Origin of the sequence: Sphingomonas sp. S-NIH.Pt15_0812 (assembly GCF_003951315.1) — a bacterium.
GTDB lineage: Bacteria > Pseudomonadota > Alphaproteobacteria > Sphingomonadales > Sphingomonadaceae > Sphingomonas.
Genome location: NZ_QLJH01000029.1, coordinates 22649 through 42094 on the forward strand (window position 1 = coordinate 22649; position 19446 = coordinate 42094).

The following is a 19446-nucleotide window of genomic DNA, read 5'->3' on the forward strand; positions in this document are numbered from 1 at the left end:
TGCCCGACCATCAACAGAGGTGACTATGAAGACTTCGACCAGCCTCATGGCCGGCGCGAGCCGCTTTGCGCATTTCGCCGGCCTGAGCCGCTCCAACGCCCGCCGGCGGGCCGCCGAAGAGGATGACGATCAGCCGAAGGGCAAGCGGTCGCGCCGTGCGGCCGAGGACGAGGACGGCGATGACGACGAGCCCAAGGGCAAGGGATCGCGCCGTGCGTCGGACGATGACGATGATGGTGACGAGCCGAAGGGCAAGGGCTCCCGTCGCGCAGCCGATGACGATGACGGCGACGAGCCGAAGGGCAAGGGATCGCGCCGGGCATCGGATGACGATGACGACGATGGTGACGACGAGCCGAAGGGCAAGGGGTCCCGCCGCGCGTCGGATGAGGACGACGACGATGGCGACGATGACGAGCCCAAGAGCAAGCGTTCCCGCCGTGCGGCGGAAGACGACGAGGACGAGGATGACGAGGAGGAGCTGAACGGCCGCTCCTCGGCGTCGCGCGCGCGGCGCCGCGAGCAGGCGCGCATCGCCCACATCCTCGGTCACAAGGCGGCGGCGAACAACCCGGCGCTTGCCGTGTCGCTGGCCTGCGAGACGCGCATGTCGCGCCAGGCGGCGGTGCAGGTGCTGAAGGGCCAGCCGGCCCACGGCGGTGACGATCGCCCGCGTGGCAGCCGCCCGTCGCGCGCCGAGCGCAATGTCCGCCTCGGCAGCGATGCCGCCCCGACCGGCCGCCAAGCGACCGACGCGAGCTGGGGCGCGGCCTTCGCCAAGGCCGGCGTCACGACCTTGCGCCGCTGATCCATCCCCTCGGGCCGGCTCCCCCGGCCGGCCCCCTTTTCCAGGACCATCGCCATGGGTAATCCCACCTTCCAGCCGCTTGTCGAGAACCGCCGCGAGGGCGGCTATGTCGTCTTCGATCCTTTCAGCGGCATGTTCACCCGCGAGCCGGGCATCGTCCAGTCCGGCGCCGGCGTCTGCATCACCGGCCTGGTCATGGCCGGCATCCTGACCGGCGGTGCCGCCGTCGCCGCACCGCTCGGCGCGAACAACGGCACTGGCGGTTTCGGCGCGATCGTGGTCGGCGCGACCGCGCGGGCCGGCGTCTATATCGTCGAATTCAACGATGCGACGAATTTCGTCGTCCAGGACCCGACCGGCCTGACCATCGGTCACGGCAAGACCGGCGCGGCCGTCACCGTGGGCGGCCTGACCTTCACCGTCACCGCCGGCGGCACCGCCTTCGCGGCCGCCGACAGCTTCACGGTGACGGTGACCGGCACGGTCAAATATGTCCCCTGGGACCCGGCGCTGGTCGGCGTGCCAGTCGCCATCCTGTGGACTGGCTATGTCGATGCCACCAGCGCCGATCGCCGCTGCATCGTCAATGTGCGCGGACCGATGAAGGTCAATATCGCCGAGCTGATCTGGGGCCCGGCGGTCACCACCCCGGCCCATAAGACGCTGGCGCTGTCGCTGCTCAAGGCCGCGCAGATCCTCTCCGTCTGACCGACCGGCGGCCGCGCGCAGTCGCGGCCGCCATCCTTCCTCCGACCCGTCCGGGGCTGGTCCAGCCCCATCACCCCATGGGCGGCGATGCCGCGCGCCCAGCCGATGAGGCCACCCCCATGTCCATTCTCAACCTCTTCCGCGCCGACGCCTTCAGCGAAGTCGAGCTGACCAGCCAGATCGAGCGTATTCCGCACGTGCCCACGACGCTCGGCGATCGCAAGATCTTCGACGATAACCCGATCCGCACCACCGCGCTGGCGGTCGAGGAGCGCAACGGCGTGCTGTCGGTCGTGCCGATGAGCCAGCGTGGCGAGCCGACCAATTCCGAGCGCGACACCGAGCGCCGGAAAATGCGCTATTTCGAGGCGCCGCGCATCTTCAAGGGCGACACCATCCACGCCCACGAACTCCAGAACATCCGGGAGTTCGGACAGGAATCGGTGATGATGCAGCTCCAGACGGAGGTGGCGCGCCGCCTGTCCGGCCCGACCGGTATCCTGCGGACGCTGGACTTCACCGAGGAATTCCACCGCCTGGCGGCGGCACAGGGCCTGCTGCTCGATAAGGACGGCAGCGTCTGGTATGACTGGTACGACGAATTCCAGATCGTCCGGCCGGCCGAGATCGCCTTCAATCTGGAAGCCAATATCGAGTACACGATCCGGCCGCTCTGCAATGCGCTTGAGCGGTCGATGGCGCGATCGTCGCAGGGTGCCTTCACCACCGAGACCTCGATCACCGCGCTGTGCGGCGACTATTTCTACGACAAGTTCACCACCCATGTAGACGTGGAAAAGACCTTCAAGAACTGGTCGGATGCGGCCGAACTGCGCGAAGGCGGCGCGTTCAAGGCGTTCCGCTTCGCCGGGATCGACTGGATCAACTATCGTGGGTCCGACGACAACCAGCAGATCAAGATCGGCGACGACAAGGTGAAATTCCTGCCCGAGAATGCGCCCGGCATTTTCGAGCGCGCGTTGGCGCCGGGCGAGAGCTTCGAGTGGATCAACACGCCCGGCAAGGAGCGCTACGTCGTGCCGATCTTCGATCGCGACCGCAATTCCTGGTGGCGGATGGAGGCCTATGGTTTCCCGCTCCATATCTGCAAGCGCCCCGAGGTGCTGCGCTCGGGTCGCGCAGGCGCCTGACATGGCGATCGACTGGGACGCCGACGTCCTCGGCCCGGTGATGGGCGTCTTCGGCGAAGGCAACATCGGCGTCCCGGCCTCGCTACCGATCTACCGGCCGCGATCGGGGGTGCCGTTCACGCTCACCGACGCGGTCTTCGACGCGCAGTACCAGCGCCTGGTGCCGCAGGGCGACGGCAGCGAGATCAGCACCAGCAGCCCGGCGCTCGGCGTCCGCGCCGCAGTCTTCACTGCGGCCGGCCGGCCCTTGCCGGCGCAGGGCGACCGGGTGCTGATCCCGTCCACCGGCAAGCTCTACAAGGTCATGGACATCCAGCCGGACAGTCACGGCCATATCGTCCTGGTGCTGGTCGAGGCGGCGCGGTGACCAGCGCGACCGATGTCGTCGCCGCGATGACTGCGGCGCTTGTCGGCCGCACGGCCGCCGGGGACCGGATCGCCGTCCCGGGCGACCTTCCCCTCCAGCCGGATCAATTCCCGGCGCTGAAGGTCCGAATCGTCGCCGAGGGCAAGACATCGACCGGGCGCGGCACGATCGGCTTCACCACGCTGGTCACGATCCGCGTCCAGGGCGAGGTGTCCGAACCGGTCGACCCGGACGACGACCTGCTCGTCGCCACCATCATGGCGAAGCTCCTGGTGCTGAAGCGCCAGGCCGAGCGCGCGATCATCGGCGACGGCGCGCTCTTCCGCATCGTCCAGCAGCTCGCCAGCGTCACGACGCAATTCGCCTACGGCGTCCAGGCGCAGCGCCTCGCCGGCATCCAGTCCGACTATGTCTTCGAGATCTACGAGGGCGCGGAGGACTTCGCTGCGATCGAGGACGAGCCGATCGACGCCATCGATCTCGCCGCCAGCCACTATCCGCCCGCCGGGCTGACCGCCTCCCTCCCGCTTTAGGAGCGTCCATGCAAATCGTCTCCGTACCGGGGCGCATCGTGCGCGACCCGGCGACCCGCCGCGTCGTCGACGATGCCGGCCTCACCATCGATCCCTTCGACCCGGCTTGGGCGCGCCTCCTCGCCGATGGCGATGTCGCGGCCGCCCCGGTGGCCGCGACCAGCAAGGAGCCCGCATTGTGACCATTCCCTTCCGCACCATCCCGACCGGCCTGCGCACCCCGCTCTTCTATGCCGAGCTGGATGCATCGCGCGCCAACACCAACCAGCGCGCCCAGCGGGCCTTGCTGATCGGGCAGAAGACCAATGCCGGCACCCTGGCCCCGAATGTGCCGGTGGTCCTCCAGTCGGAAAGCGACGCGGTCGCGGCCGGCGGGGCAGGCTCGGTCCTCGCCGGCATGGTCCGCGCCTATCGCCAGAATGACGCGGCGGGCGAGGTCTGGGCGCTGCCGCTCGCCGACGATGCCGCAGCCGTCGCCGCCACCGGCAGCCTGACCTTCACCGGTCCGACGTCCGGTGCCGGCGTCCTGGCGCTCTATGTCGCTGGCCACCTTCTCCAGATCCCGCTGGCGGCGGCCACCACCGCCGCCCAGGTCGCCACCATCGTCGCGGCCGCGATCAATGGGGCGACCACGCTGCCGGTGACCGCGACCGCAGCCGCGGCGGTGGTGACGCTAACCGCCCGGAATCGCGGCCTGCTCGGCAACGACGTCGACCTGCGGATCAATCATGCCGGCCCGCCGGCCGGCGAATATACGCCGCCAGGGCTCGGCGTCGTGATCGCGGCGATGACGGGCGGCGCGACCAACCCATCACTGGTCACCGCGCTCGCCAATCTCCAAGACACCGCCTTCGACTTCATCGTCTGCTCGCTGACGGATGCGACCTCGATGGCGGCGATCGCCGCGCTCCTGTCCGACACCACCGGCCGCTGGGCCTGGTCGACGCAGGTCTATGGCCATTGCTTCATCGCGGCGCGCGGCACCGCCGGCACGCTCGCCGCCTATGCGTCCGCGCTGAACAACCAGCACATCTGCTGCATCGGCTTCAACGACTCGCCGTCGCCGAGCTGGAAATGGGCGGCGGCCTTTGCCGGTGCGGCGGCCGTCAGCCTGCGCGCCGATCCGGGCCTGCCGCTCCAGACCCTGACCGTCGCCGGCATCCTCGCACCGCCGCTCGCCTCGCGCTTTCCGCTCACCACCCGCAACGCCACGCTCCTCTATGGCGGCGTCAGCACCTTCACGGTCGACACGGCCGGCGCGATCGCCATCGAGAATCTGGTCACCACCTATGTGACCAACGCCCAGGGCCAGGCGGACAACAGCTATCTGGAGGTGGAGACGCTCTACCTGCTGATGTTCGTCCTGCGCCGCCTGCGCGACGTGATCACCGCCAAATATTCGCGGGTGAAGCTGGCAGCGGACGGCGCGCGGCTCTTGCCCGGCAGCAAGGTGGTCACGCCCTCGATCATCAAGGCGGACCTGATCGCCGCCTATCGCCAGCTGGAAGCCGAGGGAATGGTCCAGAATTCGGCCGCCTTCGCGGCTGGCCTGGTCGTCGAGAAGGACGCCGCCACCCCCGGCCGGGTCAATGTCCTGTGGCCGGGCACCCTGATCGAGCAGCTGCGCATCTTCGCGTTGCTCGCCCAATTCCGCAACGCCTGAAGGAGGCCCGCATGACCGTTACCGCAAGCGCCATCACCGGCGCCGCGTCCATCACGATCGATGGCGCGTCCTACAATGTGTCGGGCGAGGCCAGCTATCAGGTGTCCGGCTCGAAGCGTGAGCCCCTGGTGGGCCAGGACGGCTTCCACGGCTTCTCGTCGATGCCGCAGCCCGGCAAGATCAGCTTCAAGGGCCGCGACACCGGCGTATTGTCCATCTCGGCGCTGTCCGAGGCGGTCGACGTCACCGTCGTCCTCAGCCTGGCCAACGGCAAGACGATCATCGGCCGCAACATGGCCCGCATGGGCGAAGGCCCGCTCAGCGTGAACACCGAGGATTCGACCTTCGAGGTCGAGTTCATCGGTCCCGACGTGACGGAGGCCTGATCATGGACCTGGATATGATCGTCCCGGACCAGCCGGCGGACGAGCTGCGCGTCACGCTTCGCAAGCCGATCACGCTCGGCAGCCAGACCTATGCCGACCTGTTGCTGCGTGAACCGACCGCGGCCGAATGGCAGCAATGGCACCGGCTGGAAGGTGTCGACGCGGACATCATGGCGATCTCGGTCGTGTCGGGCGTGCCGCGCCCGGTCATCGAGCGGATCGGCACGCGCGACCTGCTCACCGCCGCGAGGTATATCGCGCGTTTTTTGGCCTGATCCCGCCGGACTGGCGACGGCGGCTCGACCTGCTCGGGCAGCGCTATGGCCAGACGCCGCGCATGATCGCCCAGCACCCCTGGTCCGAGCTGAATGCCTGGGCCGCCTGGGCCGGGCTCCTGGATGACGAGGCGGCATGACGAGTCCGAAAGTCGCGATCGACATCACCGCCGACGACAAGACGGCGAAAGGCAGCAAGGCCGCCGAGAAGCGGCTGGGCGCGATCCCGAAACACGTCAGCGAGGTGAATCGCCGCCAGGTCGCCGAAGACGAGCGCCGGCTCGGCCGCTCCGCCCGCGCGGTCGGCCGGACCTTCGGCGCGGTCGAGCAGGCTGCCGCCCGCGCGCTCGGCGGCCGCTCGATCACCATGGGCCTGGTCAGCCGCATCGGCGAGGTGCGCGGCGTCATCGGGGCGCTCGGCACCGGCATGGGCGAGGCGTCGGTGGCCGGCGGGATGCTCGGCAGCACGCTCGGCGTGGTGGGTGTCGCCGCGGCCGGCATCGCCGGCGTCATGGCGGCGGCAGCCTACGGCGCGTTCCGCCTGGCGGACGGCTGGGCCAAGGGTGCGGCAGCGATGGGCCACACCGCCGAGATGATGGGGATCGCGACCCGGAAGCTCCAGGAATTCACCGCGGCCGGCGAGCGGGTCGGGATCGACAAGGCGGCCGGGGCCGGCGCGCTCGGCGGCCTCAACCAGACGCTGAACGACGCGCGCTATGGCCGCAACACCGACGCCGTCGCGCTGCTCGCCCGGATGGGCGTGGGGCTGAAGCTCAAGCAGGACGGCACGGTCGACACCGCCGCCATGCTGCCAGCGATCGCCGATGCCATCACCCGCCAGAATTCGTCCGGCCGGCGCACGGCCGCCCGGATGCTGGGCATCGGTGAGGCTGCGCTGCCGATCTTCACCCAGGGTGGCAAGGCGCTCGGTGCCGACATGGCCGATGCCGGTCGCCATGCCGGCCTGATCACCGACCGCGACGTGGAGACCGGCAAGCGCATCGTCCGCAAGGGCGCGATGGTCAGCCAGATGAAGGATCGGGTGATGCTCGATGCCGGCGCGACCGCGGCCGGCGTCACCGAGCAGGGCTATGACGCGGTGCTGTCGGGCGGCCGGGCGATGCTAGATGGATCGAAGGATTTTACCCGCACCGTGCGCGATACCTTCCGCCCGGCGGCCGACACGCTGGCCCGTGCCGCCGACCGGATCGGCCGCACGGTCGAGGCCGGCGGCGCCGGCCGCTTCAATCCGCGCCAGATCCAGTCGCTCGCCGCCATGGCGGTGCCGCTGGTTCATGAGGCAATGCGCTACGGCTTCAGCAAGGCCGAGGGGATCGGCATCGCGTCGAACATCGTGCTGGAGAGCGGCGGCGATCATCGCTCCCGCGAGCGCGGCGGCAATGGCCGCGGCCTTATCCAGTGGACCGATGCCGCGCGCAAGGCGGAGTTCCGCCGGGTGACCGGCATGGATGTCGAGCATGCCGACCGTGACACCCAGTGGCGCTTCCTCCGCTACGAGCTGGGCCACAAGGAGCGCGGCAACTGGCGGCGCGCCCTGGCGGGCGGGCAGGACGGCGCATCGATCGCCGATGGCTATGCCCGCCACGTCCTGCGGCCCCTTCATGCCGGCCGCGACGGTGCCGAGCGTGCGGAAGTGGGCAAGGCGCTGGAGATCCACCTGAAGGTCGACGGCCTGCCCAAGGGGACCTCGGTGCGCGCCAGCGGCGGGCGCGGCGTCCGCCCGGCGGTCAGCCACGCCTTCGCGCAGTAGGAGGAGAGATCGATGGCGCTTTTCGCTCAGGGCCTGCTGCCGGCCTCCTTCCGGGGCGTGCCCTTCGCCGTCTTCGCCAGCGAGGCGATGGCGGGGCGGCGCGTCGCGCTCCACCAATATCCCGGCCGGGACGAGCCCTGGGCCGAGGATATGGGGCGCGAGGCACGACGCTTCCGCTTCCGGGGGTTCATCGCGGACGGCGATGTCGCCTTTGCCGGCGGGCCGATCGCCTTCCAGCGCGCGACGCTGCTGGCGGCCTGCGAGAAGGCCGGCCCCGGTCTCCTGATCCATCCGACGCTCGGCGCGCTCACCGTGTCGCTCGTCCGCTCGGCGATCGGCGAGGATCTGGGGGCGGGGTCCTTTTCGACGGTCGACCTTGAATTCGTCGAGAGCGGCAAGCGGCAATTCCCCTCGCTCCTCACGTCCGGGCGCGGACCCTTCACCGCCGCCAATCTGGTGAAGGCCGCGCTGGCGATCGACGTGGTGCGGGCCGTCGCGGTGGTCAGCCGCGCCGGCGGCACCCGCCGCCAGGCCACGGTGACGGCCGCGACCTGGAGCGCGGCGGTGGGCGAGCTGGGCGGCGATGCGACCGCGCTCCACCGCCTGGCGGCGCGGCTGCCGGGCGACCATGGCCGCTTCGCCGCGGGCGGCAATGCCGGCTTCACTGCCACCCGCGCCTCGATCTACGATCGCACCGCCACGATCGACGACCTGGTTGTGGCCGCCTCGACCGCGCGCACCGCGATCGGCACGGCCACCGCGGCCTTCGGCACCGCCCTGGCGAGCGCGGATCTTGCGAATATGCAGGGCGTCGCCCCTGCCGCTGCCGCGCTGATCGCGGCGCTGGCAGCGGCCTGCGCCGATCCGGCCGATGCGATCCGGCTGCTGCTGCGCCTGCTCGCCTTCGTGCCGGGCCGCCCCGAGGCGGCGACCCCGCTAGGCCAGGCGATCGACCGGATGCTGCGTCGCGCGACCGCGGCCGAGCTGGTGCTGGCGATCGGCCGCTACCAGCCGACGAGCGGCGACGATGCCGGCGCGATGATCGCACGCTGCGGCGATGTGCTGGACGCGCTGGCGACCGCGGCGGCCGATGCCGACGAGGATGACAGCTACCGCGCGATGCGCGCAGCGCGTGGCGCGATCGTAGAGGATCTGCGCGCCCGGGCGGCGACGATGGCGCGCCTGCGCGACTTCGTCTTAACGGCCGCGCTGCCGAGCCTGGCTCTCGCCCAGCGCCTCTACCGCGACAGCGATCGCGCCGACCAGCTCGTGACCCAGATCGAGCCGGTCCACCCGCTCTTCATGCCAGCGCGCTTCCAGGCGCTGGCGGCATGACGGCCGGCGTGGTGACGATCGTCACCGAAAGCCAGAATAGGGCCACGTCCGCCGCTGACGAGATCCAGGTGTCGGGGGGGCGGCGGCTGACCGGCTGGATGGACGTGGCGATCACGCTGCGCGCCGAGGCCTTTCCCAACGACTGGTCGCTGACGGCGACGTCTGCGACGCCGGCCGGGGACAAGATCGCGGTGGCGGAGGGCGACTTCGCGCGCATCCTGATCGACGACGACATCGTCGTGACCGGCTATGTCGACCGGGTCGCGACCGGCGGCGATCGCCAGGACCACCGTGTCGCGCTGATCGGGCGCGGCCGGACACAGGACCTGGTCGACTGTTCGGCGGAATGGGAGGCCGGTGGCCAGATCCTGTCTGCCACTGCGCTGGAGATCGTCACCCGGCTTGCCGAGCCTTACGGGGTCGAGGTGGCGCTCGGCGACGGCGCCAGCGCGGGCGATCCGGTCCCGCAATTCAACCTGACCTATGGCGAGACGCCGGCCGCGATCATCCAGCGCCTGGCGCGCAATGCCGGCCTGCTCGCCTATGAAGCACCCGATGGCCGGCTGCTGCTGGCGGCGGCCGGATCGACCCGCGCCGCCAGCGGCATCGCCTACGGCGTCAATGTCGAGGCGTACAATGTCACCCGGTCGATGGACCAGCGGATGAGCGAGATCGTCTGCGCCTGGGCAGGCCAGGACCTCTGGTCCGACCTCGGCGAGGGCGGGTTCTTCTTCCATACCGAGCGCGATCCGGGAGTGCGCCGGCACCGCCGCCTCTATCTGGTGCTGGAGCAGTCCGCGCTGGGCCAGGAGCTGACGATCCGCAAGGCGCGGTGGGAGACGGCGCGCCGCGCCGGCCGCGCGCTGGCGGTGGAGGTGACGATCGACAGCTGGCGCGACACCGCCGGCCGGCTCTGGCTGCCGAACACGCTGGTCGACGTCGACCTGCCGGGCGCGAAGGCGTCGCTGTGCATCGCCGAGGTGCAATTCATCCGCAATTCGGAGGAGGGCACCATCGCGCGCCTGTATCTCCTGCCGCCCGAGGCCTTCCAGCCCGAGCCGATCAGCCTCTCGCCGGTCAACCTCAACGACATCCAGGCCGCGCCGTGACCGGCTGGCTGTCCACCATCTTCGGCCTGGGCCGGCTGCGTCTCATCGACGATAGCGGCCCGGTCCAACGGGGCCAGGTCGATCAGGGCGCGCTGGTGGGCGGCGTGCGCCGCCTCACCGACAATGTCCCGATCGTCGGCGCCTTCGGCTTCGGCAGCGTGCCGCCGATCGGCGCCGAGGTGCTGGTGGCGCGCTGCGGCGACGACCGGGCGCAGTCGGTCGGCATCGCCACCAACCACCAGCCGAGCCGGCCGCGCGGCCTGAAGCCGGGCGATGCGATCGTCTATGACGTTCGCGGCCGGTCGATCCGCCTGGACGGCGACGGCATGACGATCGACGGCAAGGGTGGCCCGGTGACGATCGTCAACGCCAGCGCGGTGACGATCAAGAGCCAGAGCAAGGTGCGGATCGAAGCGCCGTCGATCGAATGCACCGGCGATATCGTCAGCCGGGCCGGCGGCACGCCGGTCAGCCTCAACGACCTGCGCGATGCCTATGTCGCCCATGTCCATACGGGCGTCCGGACCGGCAGCGACAAGTCGCTCGGTCCCGACAGGAAGGCCTGACCCATGGCGGATATCGCGACCGGCTGGCGGATCGATGCCGGCGACTGGAGCGTCGTGGCTCCCGAACAGGTGATCTGGACCGACGAGACCGGCCGCGCGATCGTCGACGAGGCGGGGCGGCCCGTCTCCTATGTCTTCACCGCGGGCGGCGACCTGGCGGTTGGCGACGATCTCTTCACCGCCGTCCTGATCAGCCTCTTTTGCGATGCCGCGGCCGGCGATGACGATGCGATCCCTGACGGCTCGGGCGATCCACGCGGCTGGTGGGCGGGTGAGATCGGCTCGCGCCTGTGGCTGCGCGCCCGGGCCCGCGCCAATGCCGCCACGCTGGCGATCGTAAAGGTCGATATCGAGCAGGCGCTCGCTTGGCTGGTCACGGACGGCGTCGCCGCCCGGATCGACGTCACCACCGCCTGGGCCGCGCCCGGCCTGCTCGGCGCGCTGGTTCTGATCCTGCGCACCGATGGCACCCGCCGGGCGCTGCGCTTCGCTTATCTCTGGGAGAATAGCTGATGCCCTTCGATCGTCCGACGCTCGGCACCCTGCGCCGCCAGGCGGCGACCGACATCAACGCCGCGCTGCCGGGCGTCGACGCGCTGCTCCGCTATTCCAATCTCGGCATCCTCGGCGACGTCCAGGCGGCGATGACCAGCGGCCATTATGGCTATCTCGACTGGATCGCGCGCCAGTCGGTGCCCTTCACCGCGACCGGCGAATATCTGGAGGGCTGGGCGGCGCTGAAGGGCGTGACCAGGAAGCCGGCCACGCCGGCAAAGGGCGCGGCGCGCTTCGTCGCGGCAGTCGGCACCGAGATCCCCGCCGGCACGACGCTCACCCGCTCGGACGGCGTCACCTATCGCACCACCGATGCCGCCAGCGTCGCGGACGGCGCGGTCACCGTCGCCTTCCTCGCCGACGTGGCCGGCGCGGCCGGCAACGCCGATGCGGGCGTCACGCTCTTCCTGGGCGCCGCGCTGCCGGGCGTGGCGTCCACCGGCGCGGCGGTGGCGGCGATCACCGGCGGGGCGGCGGTCGAGGAGGATGCGAATCTCCGCACCCGGATGCTCGCCGCCTATGCCTCGCCGCCCCAGGGCGGATCGATCACCGACTATCCCGGCTGGGCGCTGGAGGTGCCGGGCGTGACGCGCGCCTGGATCAAGCCCGGCGCGATGGGGCCGGGCACGGTCGCGGTCTATTTCATGATGGACCAGGCGCAGGCGGCAAAGGGCGGCTTCCCGCAAGGGACGAACGGCTGCGCTGCGATGGAGGCGCGCGACACGGCCGCGAGCGGCGATCAGCTCGCCGTCGCCGATGCGATCTTCCTGAAGCAGCCGGTTACTGCGCTCGTCTATGCGGTCGCGCCGACCGCCAATGCCCTGACCCTGACGATCGCCAACCTCGGCGGCCTGACCGACGAGCGGAAGGCGGCGGTGGCGGCGGCCGTGCGCGGCGCGCTCTTCGCCGGCGCGGTGCCGGGCGGCGTCACCCATGTCGCGGCGATTGAGGCGGCGATTTCGGCCACCGCCGGGACCGCGGGCTTCGTGCTGACCGGCATCGCCGCGACCGCCGGCACCGTCGGGAATGGCGGCATCGGCAATATCAGCTCCAACGCCGGCGCGCTGCCGGTGCTGGGCGGGATCGTCTGGGCCTGATGCGCTACGACGAACCGGTTTTCGGCGCCGATCCGGGCTATGATGGCGAGCCGGTCCTCAATCCGCCCGAGACCGGTCCCGCTCCGATCTCCAGCCCCGCGCCGCCTCAGGCGGCCGAGCCGACCCGCTATGCCGGCGGGATCTACATCCCCGCCGCCCCGCCGACCCCGCGCGCCGCGCCGACCCACCTGCCGGTGCCCGTCGTCACCCGGCCGCCGCGCTACCGCGCCGGCGACTATGCGACCGCCGCCCGCGCGCTTCTCCCGCGTGGCCGCGCCTGGTCGACCGATCCCGACAGCGTCCAGGGCCGGGTGCTGGCGGCGATCGGCGAGGGCTTCGCGCGCAGCGACGCGGCCGCCACCACGCTCCTCGCCGGCACCCTGCCGGGCGCGGAGACGGCGATGCTGCCCGAATGGGAGGCGACGCTCGGGCTGCCCGACCCGGCGCTGGGCGATGCGCCGACGATCGCGCAGCGGCTTGACCAGGTGCGCGGCCGCTTCGTCGGGATCGGTGGGCAGTCACGCGGCGCCATCATCGCCTTTGCCGCGGCACTCGGCTTCACGATCCGCATCACCAATTTCGCGCCCTTCCGCGCCGGGCTCAGCACCGTCGGCAATCCGGTGGCGTCGGACGCCTGGTCGTTCGTCTGGGGCGTCACCGTCACCGCCACCACCGGCGCGCTGCCGATCGCCGCCCTGATGCGCGAGCTGGATGCGATCAAGCCGGCCGAGACCACCGTCATCCTTCTCACTTAAGCGAGGCCTCATGCACCGTATCGATGGGCCGACCCGGTCGGCCGTCCTGCCACCGCCTGCCGCGGCCGGCACCGGCAATGCGTCGCCCGGCTATTTCGGCCATGGCAATCCCCAGATGGGGACGCCGCCCACCACGCTGGATGTCGACTGGGCCAATATGGTCCAGGAGGAGATGTGCGGCGTGGTCGAGAATGCCGGCATCGCGCTCGACAAGGGCAAGCGCAACCAGCTGCTCAGCGCGCTGCTCGCCACCTTCGTCGCCAAGGGCGGCGGCAGCGACTTCTATCTGGGCCAGGCCGGGGATTTCAGCCTGCCCTTGGGCGGCGGCTTCATTCTGAAGGGCGGCAGCGTGACCGGCAGCTTCTCGGAAGGATCGGTCGATATCGCCTTCGCCAAGCCGTTTCCGACCGCCTGCCTCGTCGCCGTGCCGATCGTCGTCAACACCAGCGACCGCACCGACCGCGACACCTGGGCGCAGCGGGTGAGCCGCACCGCCGCAGGCTTTCGGGTGAAGATCCAATGGGCGGGGACCACCGGCAATTCGGCCGATGGCATCGACTGGATCGCAGTGGGGAACTGACGACATGAGCACGATCGCCGATTATCCGCCGCCCCGTCGTCCGCTATCGGGGGAGGAGCCGGTCGCCGTCTTCCAGGACGGCCGCCAGGTCGCGCCCACCATCCGCCAGGTCGGTGACTTCGTCAGCGATCAGGTCGAAGTCGTCGCCGATCGCGCCGAGCGCGCGGCCGACGATGCGCGCACCGCCTCTGCGGTCGCGGCCGCCGCGATCGGGGGCGTGATGTATCCGAGCGTCGCGGCCGGACTGGCGGCGACTGCGGACCAGGGATTCTTCACCGTCGCGACCGGCGCCGGCGGCAGCTATGCCATCCTCTACCAGCGCCAGGGCGCGGCGGCCGTCGAGATCGCGCGGATCGCGGCCGCCGGCCTGCTGGAGGTCACGCCCGAGCAATTCGGCGCGGTGGGCGACGGCCGCACCGACGACCAGCCGGCCTTCGATCGCCTCAATGCCGCGATCAAGGCGACCGGCCGGGCGTCGATCACCTTCCGCCAGGGCGCGACCTATCTGGTCGGCCGGCAGGTGGCGGGAGTGAATGGCCAGTACCTGACCGGCACCGCCTGCCTGGATGCGCGGGGGCTCGACTATATCGCGGTCGACTTCAACGGCGCGACCTTGCGGTTCAAGCCGGGAATGCGCTTCGGCAGCTTCGACCCCTCCACCGGGCAGGCGATCACGCCCGCCTTTCCCTTCCTCGATCGCAGCCGGCGCGCCGATATCGGCTGGCTGGTCCGTATCCAGGACTGCAAGCGGGTGGTCACCACCGGCGCCGGCACGCTCGACGGCAACAGCCGCACCATGATCGTGGGCGGCGGCTGGGGCGACACTGGCTGGCAATGCATCCATTATGGCATGGCGATCGGCGGCTATGAGAGCCTGTCCGACGATGCGGTGCTCGACACCTTCGACTGCCTGCTCGACTGCTATGTCTATTCCTGGACCGGCCTGACCGAGGCGCAAGGCCCTAAGCCCGCGCGCATCCGCAACAAGCGCGGCCGCAACGCCGGGCGCAATGTCGTCTCGGTCATCGGCGGCTCGGGCATGTCCTTCGACGACTGCCTCTTCCGCGATGCCGGCGCGGGCTATCACGCCAGCGGCAGGATCGGCAGCAATCCGAAATCGTGCTTCGACATCGAAGCCGAGGACGCGATCGTCCGCCGCGTGACGCTCGGCAGCAATGTCGCGCTGATCGCGGGGCCAGGCGGCAGCACCGCGCTCGTCGCGGACAGCGGCAATTCCGCCGACATCGAATTCCGCGGCCGCGCCTGGGGCCGGCTCTGGACGTCGAAGCCGCGCACCCGCTTCATCGACGGCGAGCTGCACGGCACGTTCGGCCGGGTGCTGGGCGGGCAGGCCTCCGCAGCCGACAATACCGTGATCCAGGGCATGACCATCACCGACGAGCCGGCGCTGGATAGCGGCTCGGGCGATACCTACCTGATCGACGTGGCCGGTGCCGGTGCCGGCGTCCAGCTGATCGGCAATGCCATCCGCCTGACCCGCACCCGCCTCCAGCTCGATGGCGCGATCACCCGGCGCAATACCATCACCGTCGCCCATTCGACCGCCACCCTCGCCAACTGTCAATTCGTCGCGATCGTCGGGGGCGACAGCGAGGGCGATACCTGGATCGACGCGATCCCGGCCGGAGCGCTGCCGGCGGATGCCTATTATGTCGAGGTCCGCGACGGCTACCGGGCGCGGGGCACGCGGATCGTCTACAACAGCGGGCGGCTGCGCTGGTATAGCTGGTCGCCCGGCGGTGGCGGCTTCCCGCACCCCGGCCAGAAGGACGGATCGCTGACGCTGGGCCAGGACCGATCCTCGGGCCTGCTGCTGGCGCGCGGCCAGGGTCGATTCGGGGGCGGGTATTTCGGCACGCGCCTGGTCAGCTCGGCCCCCGCCATGCCGACCGCCGGCAGCTACCGTCGCGACGATCTGCTCCTTGCCGAGGCGCAGGTTGTCGAGGGCGGCAAGCTCGTCATCGGCTGGTGGCGGCTGACCGATGGCACGACCCATGTCGCCGGCACCGACTGGCAGGCGCTGACGATCGGGGGCGGGTCGGCACCGGCGGCACCCGCAGCCGTCAATTTCCAGTCGTCGGCTACGCTGGGCGGCGGGTCGGCCGGGCTCACCTATTCCAGCCGGGGCGGCTATTACGTCCAGAACGGCCGACTGGTCAGCCTGGCGATGGACCTGACGATCGACGCGCCGGGATCGTCGACCGGCGACCTGAAGCTGTCGCTGCCCGTCACCGCCTCGGCCGGCATCACGCAGGTGCTGCCGGTCCTGATCCGCAGCGCCGGCGGCAGCCTCACCGACGCGATCGGCTATGTCACGCCCGGCGCGGACGGCCTGTTCGTCTTCAACCGGACCGCCAATCCGGACAGCTTCGTGACCCATGCCAATATCCAGGCGGGCACCACGATCACCGTCACCGGCTCGTACATCACCGCATAAGGACCCGATCGCCATGGCCACCGCACCCCCGGCGGGCGCGCCCGCGCCCGCGCGCCTGTCCCTCAAGGAGCTGCTGACGCTCGCCTGCACCGTCACCGCCGCGGCGGCCGTCGTCTTCGGCGTCATCCGGAGCGACGGTCAGCGCGAGCAGCGCCTGCTCCAGGTCGAGACCGACGTGCGTCAGCTGCAACAGCGCGACGATCGTCGCCAGGAGTTGCTGAGCGCGATCGATGTCCGCACCGCCCGGATCGAGGCGACGCTCCAGATGATGACCAAGGGAGGCGCTCGATGAGCCAGCTTCCTGCCATCCTCGTCGTCATCTGCCTGGGCGTCCAGGCCGCGCCGGCATGGCCGGTGATTGTCGCGCGTCTACGTGCCCTCGGCCGCGTCGCCCGGCCGGATTGAATCCCGGCCCCGCTGGGGGCCGCCATCGGAGTTCCCATCCATGACCCAGATCGACTGGCGCGAAGCTTCGCGCTGGTGGTCCGTGCGCGTATCCGCGCTCGGTTCGCTGCTCTATGCCGCCATGCTCCTCATGCCGGACCAGCTCCTCGGCCTCTGGAACATGATGCCGGCCGAGGTTCGCACGCTCTTGCCTGCGCGGGCCGGCAACTGGCTGGGCATGATCCTGTTTGCTCTGGTCATCGTCGCGCGGGTCCTCCCGCAGCGCTCGGCGAGGGATGGTGCGAGCCTCTGGCGGGCGCTTTTCCGGTCGGCGAAGGGCGCGGTCAGCCCCAATTCCGCCAAGCGCGCGGCGCTGATTGCCACCGCCTTGGCGCTGGCGGTCGTCGGCCTGAAGGCGGACGAGGGCAAGCGCAACACCTCTTACCTGGACATCGTCGGCATCCCGACCGCCTGCTACGGCCATACCGGGCCGGACGTGCGGCCGGGCCAGGTCCGCACCGACGCGCAATGCGAGACGCTGCTGCGCGCGGATGCACGGGGGCATATGGCGGGCGCGCTGGCCTGCTCGCCCATGCTGGCGGATCATCCGAACCAACTCGCCGCGGTGACGCGGCTGACCTTCAACATCGGCGTGCGCGGCTATTGCCGGTCGAGCATCGCCCGCCATTTCGCGGCCGGGCGCTGGCGGCAGGGCTGCGACTGCTTCCTCGCCTTTCGCTATGCCGGCAGGCGCGAGGTGCGCGGGCTGCTGCTGCGCCGACGGCGCGAGCGCGCACTGTGCCTGACGGGCCTGCCGGCATGACGCCGCTCGGCACCATCCAGCGGGCGATCGGGGCCGGCCTGGTCGTCGCGCTGGCGATCATCGCGGCCTGGGGCCTGCGGGTTGATCATCTGCGCGCAGGCTACCGCACCCGGCTCGACCGGATCGCGATCGCGATCGAGGACGTGACCGGCCGTCGCCCCAAGGCGGTCGACATGCCGGTGACCATCGCGGCCATCGGCATCGTCCGCGACCGCTACCGACTTCAGCGCGACGAGGCGCGCGAGGTAGTCGACCGCCAGTCCAGGTCGATCCGAGCGCTGGCGGACGAGGGCCAGCGCCAGGCGGCTATCGGCGCGCGCAATCGCGAGCTCGCGCTATCGGCACTTCGGGAACGCGACGCCTGGATCGCGCGCGCCGAGGCGGCTGAGACGCGCACCGCCCGGCGCAGTGCCGAGGCGGAGGCAGCCGAATGCGAGCGGGTCGCGGACGCGCTCTACCGCGACGGCTTCTGAGGGGAGACAGCATGATCCGCACCATCCTGGCGCTGGCGATCGCCGGCGGCCTTTCCGCCTGCGCCGCGCAGCTGCCCGCGCCCGCGCCCGAGCCCTCCATCGTCTATCGCGACGCGGCCGTCGCCGTCCCGGTCGGCTGCGTCGTCGACCGGCCCGCGCCGGTCGTGCCGCTGCGCGAGCGCATCGCCCCGGCCGAGTGGCGCACCCGCGCACCCGGCGCGAAGGTCCAGGCGATCGCCGCCCAGGCCGGCCGCCGCATGAACCACCAGACCCGCACCGACGCCAGCATGTCGGGCTGCACCGACCGCTGACAAGGAACACGGCCGGCAACGACTAGGCTACCGGCGGAGGTGTCGGGCGGCTGGCGGTCTAACCATCCTTGCGCCCGACTTTCCGCATCCGCGCAATCGCATCCTCGATCTCCCGCGTCTCGGGCAGGCGGACCATCCGGCGGATTTTCCGATAGCAGGCGGTGGCCATCGTCGATCGGACATAGCCGTCGAAATGGCGCTCCGAATCTAGGCCGCGCATCATCTCGCGCCACAGCTCGTCGAAGGGCTCCCGCGTCTTGGGACCGACGCGCGGATCGTCCCCCGCGATCATGTAGAGATAGGCAAGAGCTAGGCGCAGCGGAAGCTCAGGCGGCCGGAACAGCACCCTGTTGCCGCACCAGGCGAGGTAATCCTCCACAATGCAGACGGCAATCATCGCGATCCGGTCGGCCATGAACCCCGTCTATCGTTCTTCTTATGTTCCTGCAATCATTGGGGTACAAGCCGGGGTATCGGCGACATTACCCCGCTCACTAAGCTGCCGAAAAATCGTTGGTTCCTGCCGCATGCGGCAGAGGGTTTCCCCGTCGCGAATGTCCGAGATTGGGAGGAAAGCAGACTTTCGCACCCCATCGTTCATTGCACCCGGTGAACCCCGAAGATCGTATAGACCCCATCCTCGCAGCCGTTTCCAAACGCCCCTGCGTCTATGGCCGCAACGGCTTCGTCAAGGCTCGCGAACAAACAATGTTCGTTTACATGAAGCTCTTTGGCGATGGAGTTGCAGGACAACGGGGAGTGCTCAAGAAAGTCACCGAGCACGACGACATCGTAACCGAGCAGTGTCGAGGCACCCGAGGCGGGCACACGAACATCGTTTGCGACAGCGGCAGAGCTGGCTGGCGAGCGCGCTCGCCAGCGAACAGGGTCAAACGTCCACCCGTCGGATTCCTGCTCGCGGTCGTAGGCAGTAAAGTAGAGCAGGGCTGCATCGCTCACGTCAGCGCCAGCTTCAGCGGCCAAAGCCGCGAGTACATCGGGGTTGTTGGCCAAGCCGAAGCCGTTGTGCTGCCATGCTCCTTGCACATCGACTACGTTGTCGTTGACGCAGTCGGACACGCTGCAAACGTCTTTGATGTGACTGGGGCCATTAGAGAGCCACCCGGGAGGTGGCGCGAGGCGCTTCAAGAGGTAGCCGGCAGGAACCATGAGCGGGCAATACACTCGCGAGCATATGTCCGCTATTGGGCGATTGTGTTGAAGAAGTCGGCGTCTGGCGCGGAGACAATTGGGGGCTGGTTTGCGCCGGAAGCCGCTGACCGCCTCAGGCGGGTAGCGGCTGTACCGGCATCGGGATGAGCTTGGCCAACTTGCGGA

At 70.1% G+C, this 19446-nt stretch carries 24 protein-coding genes; 22 read left to right on the top strand and 2 right to left on the bottom strand.

From position 1 onward, the window contains the following. Positions 1–25 precede the first annotated feature (25 nt). The 22 genes from BRX43_RS20380 (at position 26) to BRX43_RS16080 (ending at position 18108) form a co-directional block, all read left to right on the top strand. Positions 26–808: a hypothetical protein gene (locus tag BRX43_RS20380; protein ID WP_206433249.1), complete on the top strand. Its 783-nt coding sequence runs from the start codon at positions 26–28 to the stop codon at positions 806–808. Between the two features lie 54 nt (positions 809–862). Next, complete coding sequence (locus tag BRX43_RS15980; protein ID WP_125996093.1) at positions 863–1516, top strand: hypothetical protein; 654 nt, start codon at positions 863–865, stop codon at positions 1514–1516. A gap of 119 nt (positions 1517–1635) precedes the next feature. Then, positions 1636–2667: a major capsid protein gene (locus tag BRX43_RS15985; RefSeq protein WP_125996094.1), complete on the top strand. Its 1032-nt coding sequence runs from the start codon at positions 1636–1638 to the stop codon at positions 2665–2667. Between the two features lies 1 nt (position 2668). After that, entirely contained in the window at positions 2669–3034 is a 366-nt protein-coding gene (locus BRX43_RS15990; protein WP_125996095.1) for a hypothetical protein, read from the top strand. Continuing rightward, positions 3031–3567, top strand: a complete 537-nt coding sequence (locus BRX43_RS15995) for a hypothetical protein (protein WP_125996096.1) — start codon at positions 3031–3033, stop codon at positions 3565–3567. The genes BRX43_RS15990 and BRX43_RS15995 overlap by 4 nt, the downstream gene beginning before the upstream one ends. 8 nt (positions 3568–3575) lie before the next feature. Next, positions 3576–3749, top strand: coding sequence for a DUF2635 domain-containing protein (locus tag BRX43_RS16000; RefSeq protein WP_125996097.1), 174 nt, complete (start codon positions 3576–3578; stop codon positions 3747–3749). Continuing rightward, positions 3746–5230 carry a phage tail sheath subtilisin-like domain-containing protein gene (locus BRX43_RS16005; protein WP_125996098.1) on the top strand — a complete coding sequence of 495 codons (1485 nt, stop codon included), beginning with the start codon at positions 3746–3748 and terminating at the stop codon, positions 5228–5230. The genes BRX43_RS16000 and BRX43_RS16005 overlap by 4 nt, the downstream gene beginning before the upstream one ends. An 11-nt stretch (positions 5231–5241) precedes the next feature. After that, entirely contained in the window at positions 5242–5616 is a 375-nt protein-coding gene (locus BRX43_RS16010) for a phage tail tube protein (RefSeq protein WP_125996099.1), read from the top strand. 2 nt (positions 5617–5618) lie between these two features. Continuing rightward, positions 5619–5891 (top strand): phage tail assembly protein, encoded by a 273-nt coding sequence (locus BRX43_RS16015; protein ID WP_125996100.1) that lies wholly within the window; start codon positions 5619–5621, stop codon positions 5889–5891. A gap of 136 nt (positions 5892–6027) precedes the next feature. Beyond that, on the top strand, positions 6028–7662 hold the full coding sequence (locus tag BRX43_RS16020; RefSeq protein WP_125996101.1) for a phage tail tip lysozyme: 1635 nt from the start codon (positions 6028–6030) through the stop codon (positions 7660–7662). A gap of 12 nt (positions 7663–7674) precedes the next feature. Then, complete coding sequence (locus tag BRX43_RS16025) at positions 7675–8997, top strand: DNA circularization N-terminal domain-containing protein (protein ID WP_125996102.1); 1323 nt, start codon at positions 7675–7677, stop codon at positions 8995–8997. Beyond that, positions 8994–10106, top strand: coding sequence for a phage baseplate assembly protein (locus BRX43_RS16030; protein ID WP_125996103.1), 1113 nt, complete (start codon positions 8994–8996; stop codon positions 10104–10106). The genes BRX43_RS16025 and BRX43_RS16030 overlap by 4 nt, the downstream gene beginning before the upstream one ends. Continuing rightward, entirely contained in the window at positions 10103–10672 is a 570-nt protein-coding gene (locus BRX43_RS20385; protein ID WP_164523639.1) for a phage baseplate assembly protein, read from the top strand. Before BRX43_RS16030 ends, BRX43_RS20385 begins: the two co-directional genes overlap by 4 nt. A gap of 3 nt (positions 10673–10675) precedes the next feature. After that, entirely contained in the window at positions 10676–11185 is a 510-nt protein-coding gene (locus tag BRX43_RS16040; protein ID WP_125996105.1) for a phage GP46 family protein, read from the top strand. Then, the gene (locus BRX43_RS16045) at positions 11185–12324 is read left to right on the top strand and encodes a baseplate J/gp47 family protein (protein ID WP_125996106.1); all 1140 of its coding nucleotides are present in this window, start codon (positions 11185–11187) and stop codon (positions 12322–12324) included. Before BRX43_RS16040 ends, BRX43_RS16045 begins: the two co-directional genes overlap by 1 nt. Continuing rightward, positions 12324–13079, top strand: a complete 756-nt coding sequence (locus tag BRX43_RS16050; RefSeq protein ID WP_125996107.1) for a putative phage tail protein — start codon at positions 12324–12326, stop codon at positions 13077–13079. Before BRX43_RS16045 ends, BRX43_RS16050 begins: the two co-directional genes overlap by 1 nt. A gap of 10 nt (positions 13080–13089) precedes the next feature. Next, positions 13090–13659, top strand: coding sequence for a hypothetical protein (locus BRX43_RS16055; protein WP_125996108.1), 570 nt, complete (start codon positions 13090–13092; stop codon positions 13657–13659). 4 nt (positions 13660–13663) lie between these two features. Next, on the top strand, positions 13664–16117 hold the full coding sequence (locus BRX43_RS16060; protein WP_125996109.1) for a hypothetical protein: 2454 nt from the start codon (positions 13664–13666) through the stop codon (positions 16115–16117). Between the two features lie 13 nt (positions 16118–16130). Further along, positions 16131–16409: a hypothetical protein gene (locus tag BRX43_RS16065; protein WP_125996110.1), complete on the top strand. Its 279-nt coding sequence runs from the start codon at positions 16131–16133 to the stop codon at positions 16407–16409. Between the two features lie 153 nt (positions 16410–16562). Further along, complete coding sequence (locus tag BRX43_RS16070; RefSeq protein ID WP_125996111.1) at positions 16563–17324, top strand: glycoside hydrolase family protein; 762 nt, start codon at positions 16563–16565, stop codon at positions 17322–17324. After that, positions 17321–17797: a hypothetical protein gene (locus tag BRX43_RS16075; protein ID WP_125996112.1), complete on the top strand. Its 477-nt coding sequence runs from the start codon at positions 17321–17323 to the stop codon at positions 17795–17797. Before BRX43_RS16070 ends, BRX43_RS16075 begins: the two co-directional genes overlap by 4 nt. Before the next feature lie 11 nt (positions 17798–17808). After that, positions 17809–18108, top strand: a complete 300-nt coding sequence (locus tag BRX43_RS16080; RefSeq protein ID WP_164523640.1) for a hypothetical protein — start codon at positions 17809–17811, stop codon at positions 18106–18108. 58 nt (positions 18109–18166) lie between these two features. Here BRX43_RS16080 and BRX43_RS16085 read toward each other — a convergent pair whose 3' ends face one another. Further along, positions 18167–18523 carry a hypothetical protein gene (locus tag BRX43_RS16085; RefSeq protein WP_125996114.1) on the bottom strand — a complete coding sequence of 119 codons (357 nt, stop codon included), beginning with the start codon at positions 18521–18523 and terminating at the stop codon, positions 18167–18169. A 182-nt stretch (positions 18524–18705) separates the two neighbouring features. After that, positions 18706–19188 (bottom strand): hypothetical protein, encoded by a 483-nt coding sequence (locus tag BRX43_RS16090; protein WP_125996115.1) that lies wholly within the window; start codon positions 19186–19188, stop codon positions 18706–18708. Between the last annotated feature and the right edge of the window lie 258 nt (positions 19189–19446).

What these genes read in the sequence shown, in the direction of transcription:
- BRX43_RS16030 (WP_125996103.1), top strand. Translation starts at nt 8,994, where the DNA reads ATGACGGCCGGCGTGGTGACGATCGTCACCGAAAGCCAGAATAGGGCC.
- BRX43_RS16080 (WP_164523640.1), top strand. Translation starts at nt 17,809, where the DNA reads ATGATCCGCACCATCCTGGCGCTGGCGATCGCCGGCGGCCTTTCCGCC.
- BRX43_RS16025 (WP_125996102.1), top strand. Translation starts at nt 7,675, where the DNA reads ATGGCGCTTTTCGCTCAGGGCCTGCTGCCGGCCTCCTTCCGGGGCGTG.
- BRX43_RS15990 (WP_125996095.1), top strand. Translation starts at nt 2,669, where the DNA reads ATGGCGATCGACTGGGACGCCGACGTCCTCGGCCCGGTGATGGGCGTC.
- BRX43_RS16040 (WP_125996105.1), top strand. Translation starts at nt 10,676, where the DNA reads ATGGCGGATATCGCGACCGGCTGGCGGATCGATGCCGGCGACTGGAGC.
- BRX43_RS15985 (WP_125996094.1), top strand. Translation starts at nt 1,636, where the DNA reads ATGTCCATTCTCAACCTCTTCCGCGCCGACGCCTTCAGCGAAGTCGAG.
- BRX43_RS15980 (WP_125996093.1), top strand. Translation starts at nt 863, where the DNA reads ATGGGTAATCCCACCTTCCAGCCGCTTGTCGAGAACCGCCGCGAGGGC.
- BRX43_RS16045 (WP_125996106.1), top strand. Translation starts at nt 11,185, where the DNA reads ATGCCCTTCGATCGTCCGACGCTCGGCACCCTGCGCCGCCAGGCGGCG.
- BRX43_RS16055 (WP_125996108.1), top strand. Translation starts at nt 13,090, where the DNA reads ATGCACCGTATCGATGGGCCGACCCGGTCGGCCGTCCTGCCACCGCCT.
- BRX43_RS16050 (WP_125996107.1), top strand. Translation starts at nt 12,324, where the DNA reads ATGCGCTACGACGAACCGGTTTTCGGCGCCGATCCGGGCTATGATGGC.
- BRX43_RS16065 (WP_125996110.1), top strand. Translation starts at nt 16,131, where the DNA reads ATGGCCACCGCACCCCCGGCGGGCGCGCCCGCGCCCGCGCGCCTGTCC.
- BRX43_RS16085 (WP_125996114.1), bottom strand. Translation starts at nt 18,523, where the DNA reads ATGGCCGACCGGATCGCGATGATTGCCGTCTGCATTGTGGAGGATTAC.
- BRX43_RS16020 (WP_125996101.1), top strand. Translation starts at nt 6,028, where the DNA reads ATGACGAGTCCGAAAGTCGCGATCGACATCACCGCCGACGACAAGACG.
- BRX43_RS16000 (WP_125996097.1), top strand. Translation starts at nt 3,576, where the DNA reads ATGCAAATCGTCTCCGTACCGGGGCGCATCGTGCGCGACCCGGCGACC.
- BRX43_RS20380 (WP_206433249.1), top strand. Translation starts at nt 26, where the DNA reads ATGAAGACTTCGACCAGCCTCATGGCCGGCGCGAGCCGCTTTGCGCAT.
- BRX43_RS16010 (WP_125996099.1), top strand. Translation starts at nt 5,242, where the DNA reads ATGACCGTTACCGCAAGCGCCATCACCGGCGCCGCGTCCATCACGATC.
- BRX43_RS16075 (WP_125996112.1), top strand. Translation starts at nt 17,321, where the DNA reads ATGACGCCGCTCGGCACCATCCAGCGGGCGATCGGGGCCGGCCTGGTC.
- BRX43_RS16070 (WP_125996111.1), top strand. Translation starts at nt 16,563, where the DNA reads ATGACCCAGATCGACTGGCGCGAAGCTTCGCGCTGGTGGTCCGTGCGC.
- BRX43_RS16015 (WP_125996100.1), top strand. Translation starts at nt 5,619, where the DNA reads ATGGACCTGGATATGATCGTCCCGGACCAGCCGGCGGACGAGCTGCGC.
- BRX43_RS16060 (WP_125996109.1), top strand. Translation starts at nt 13,664, where the DNA reads ATGAGCACGATCGCCGATTATCCGCCGCCCCGTCGTCCGCTATCGGGG.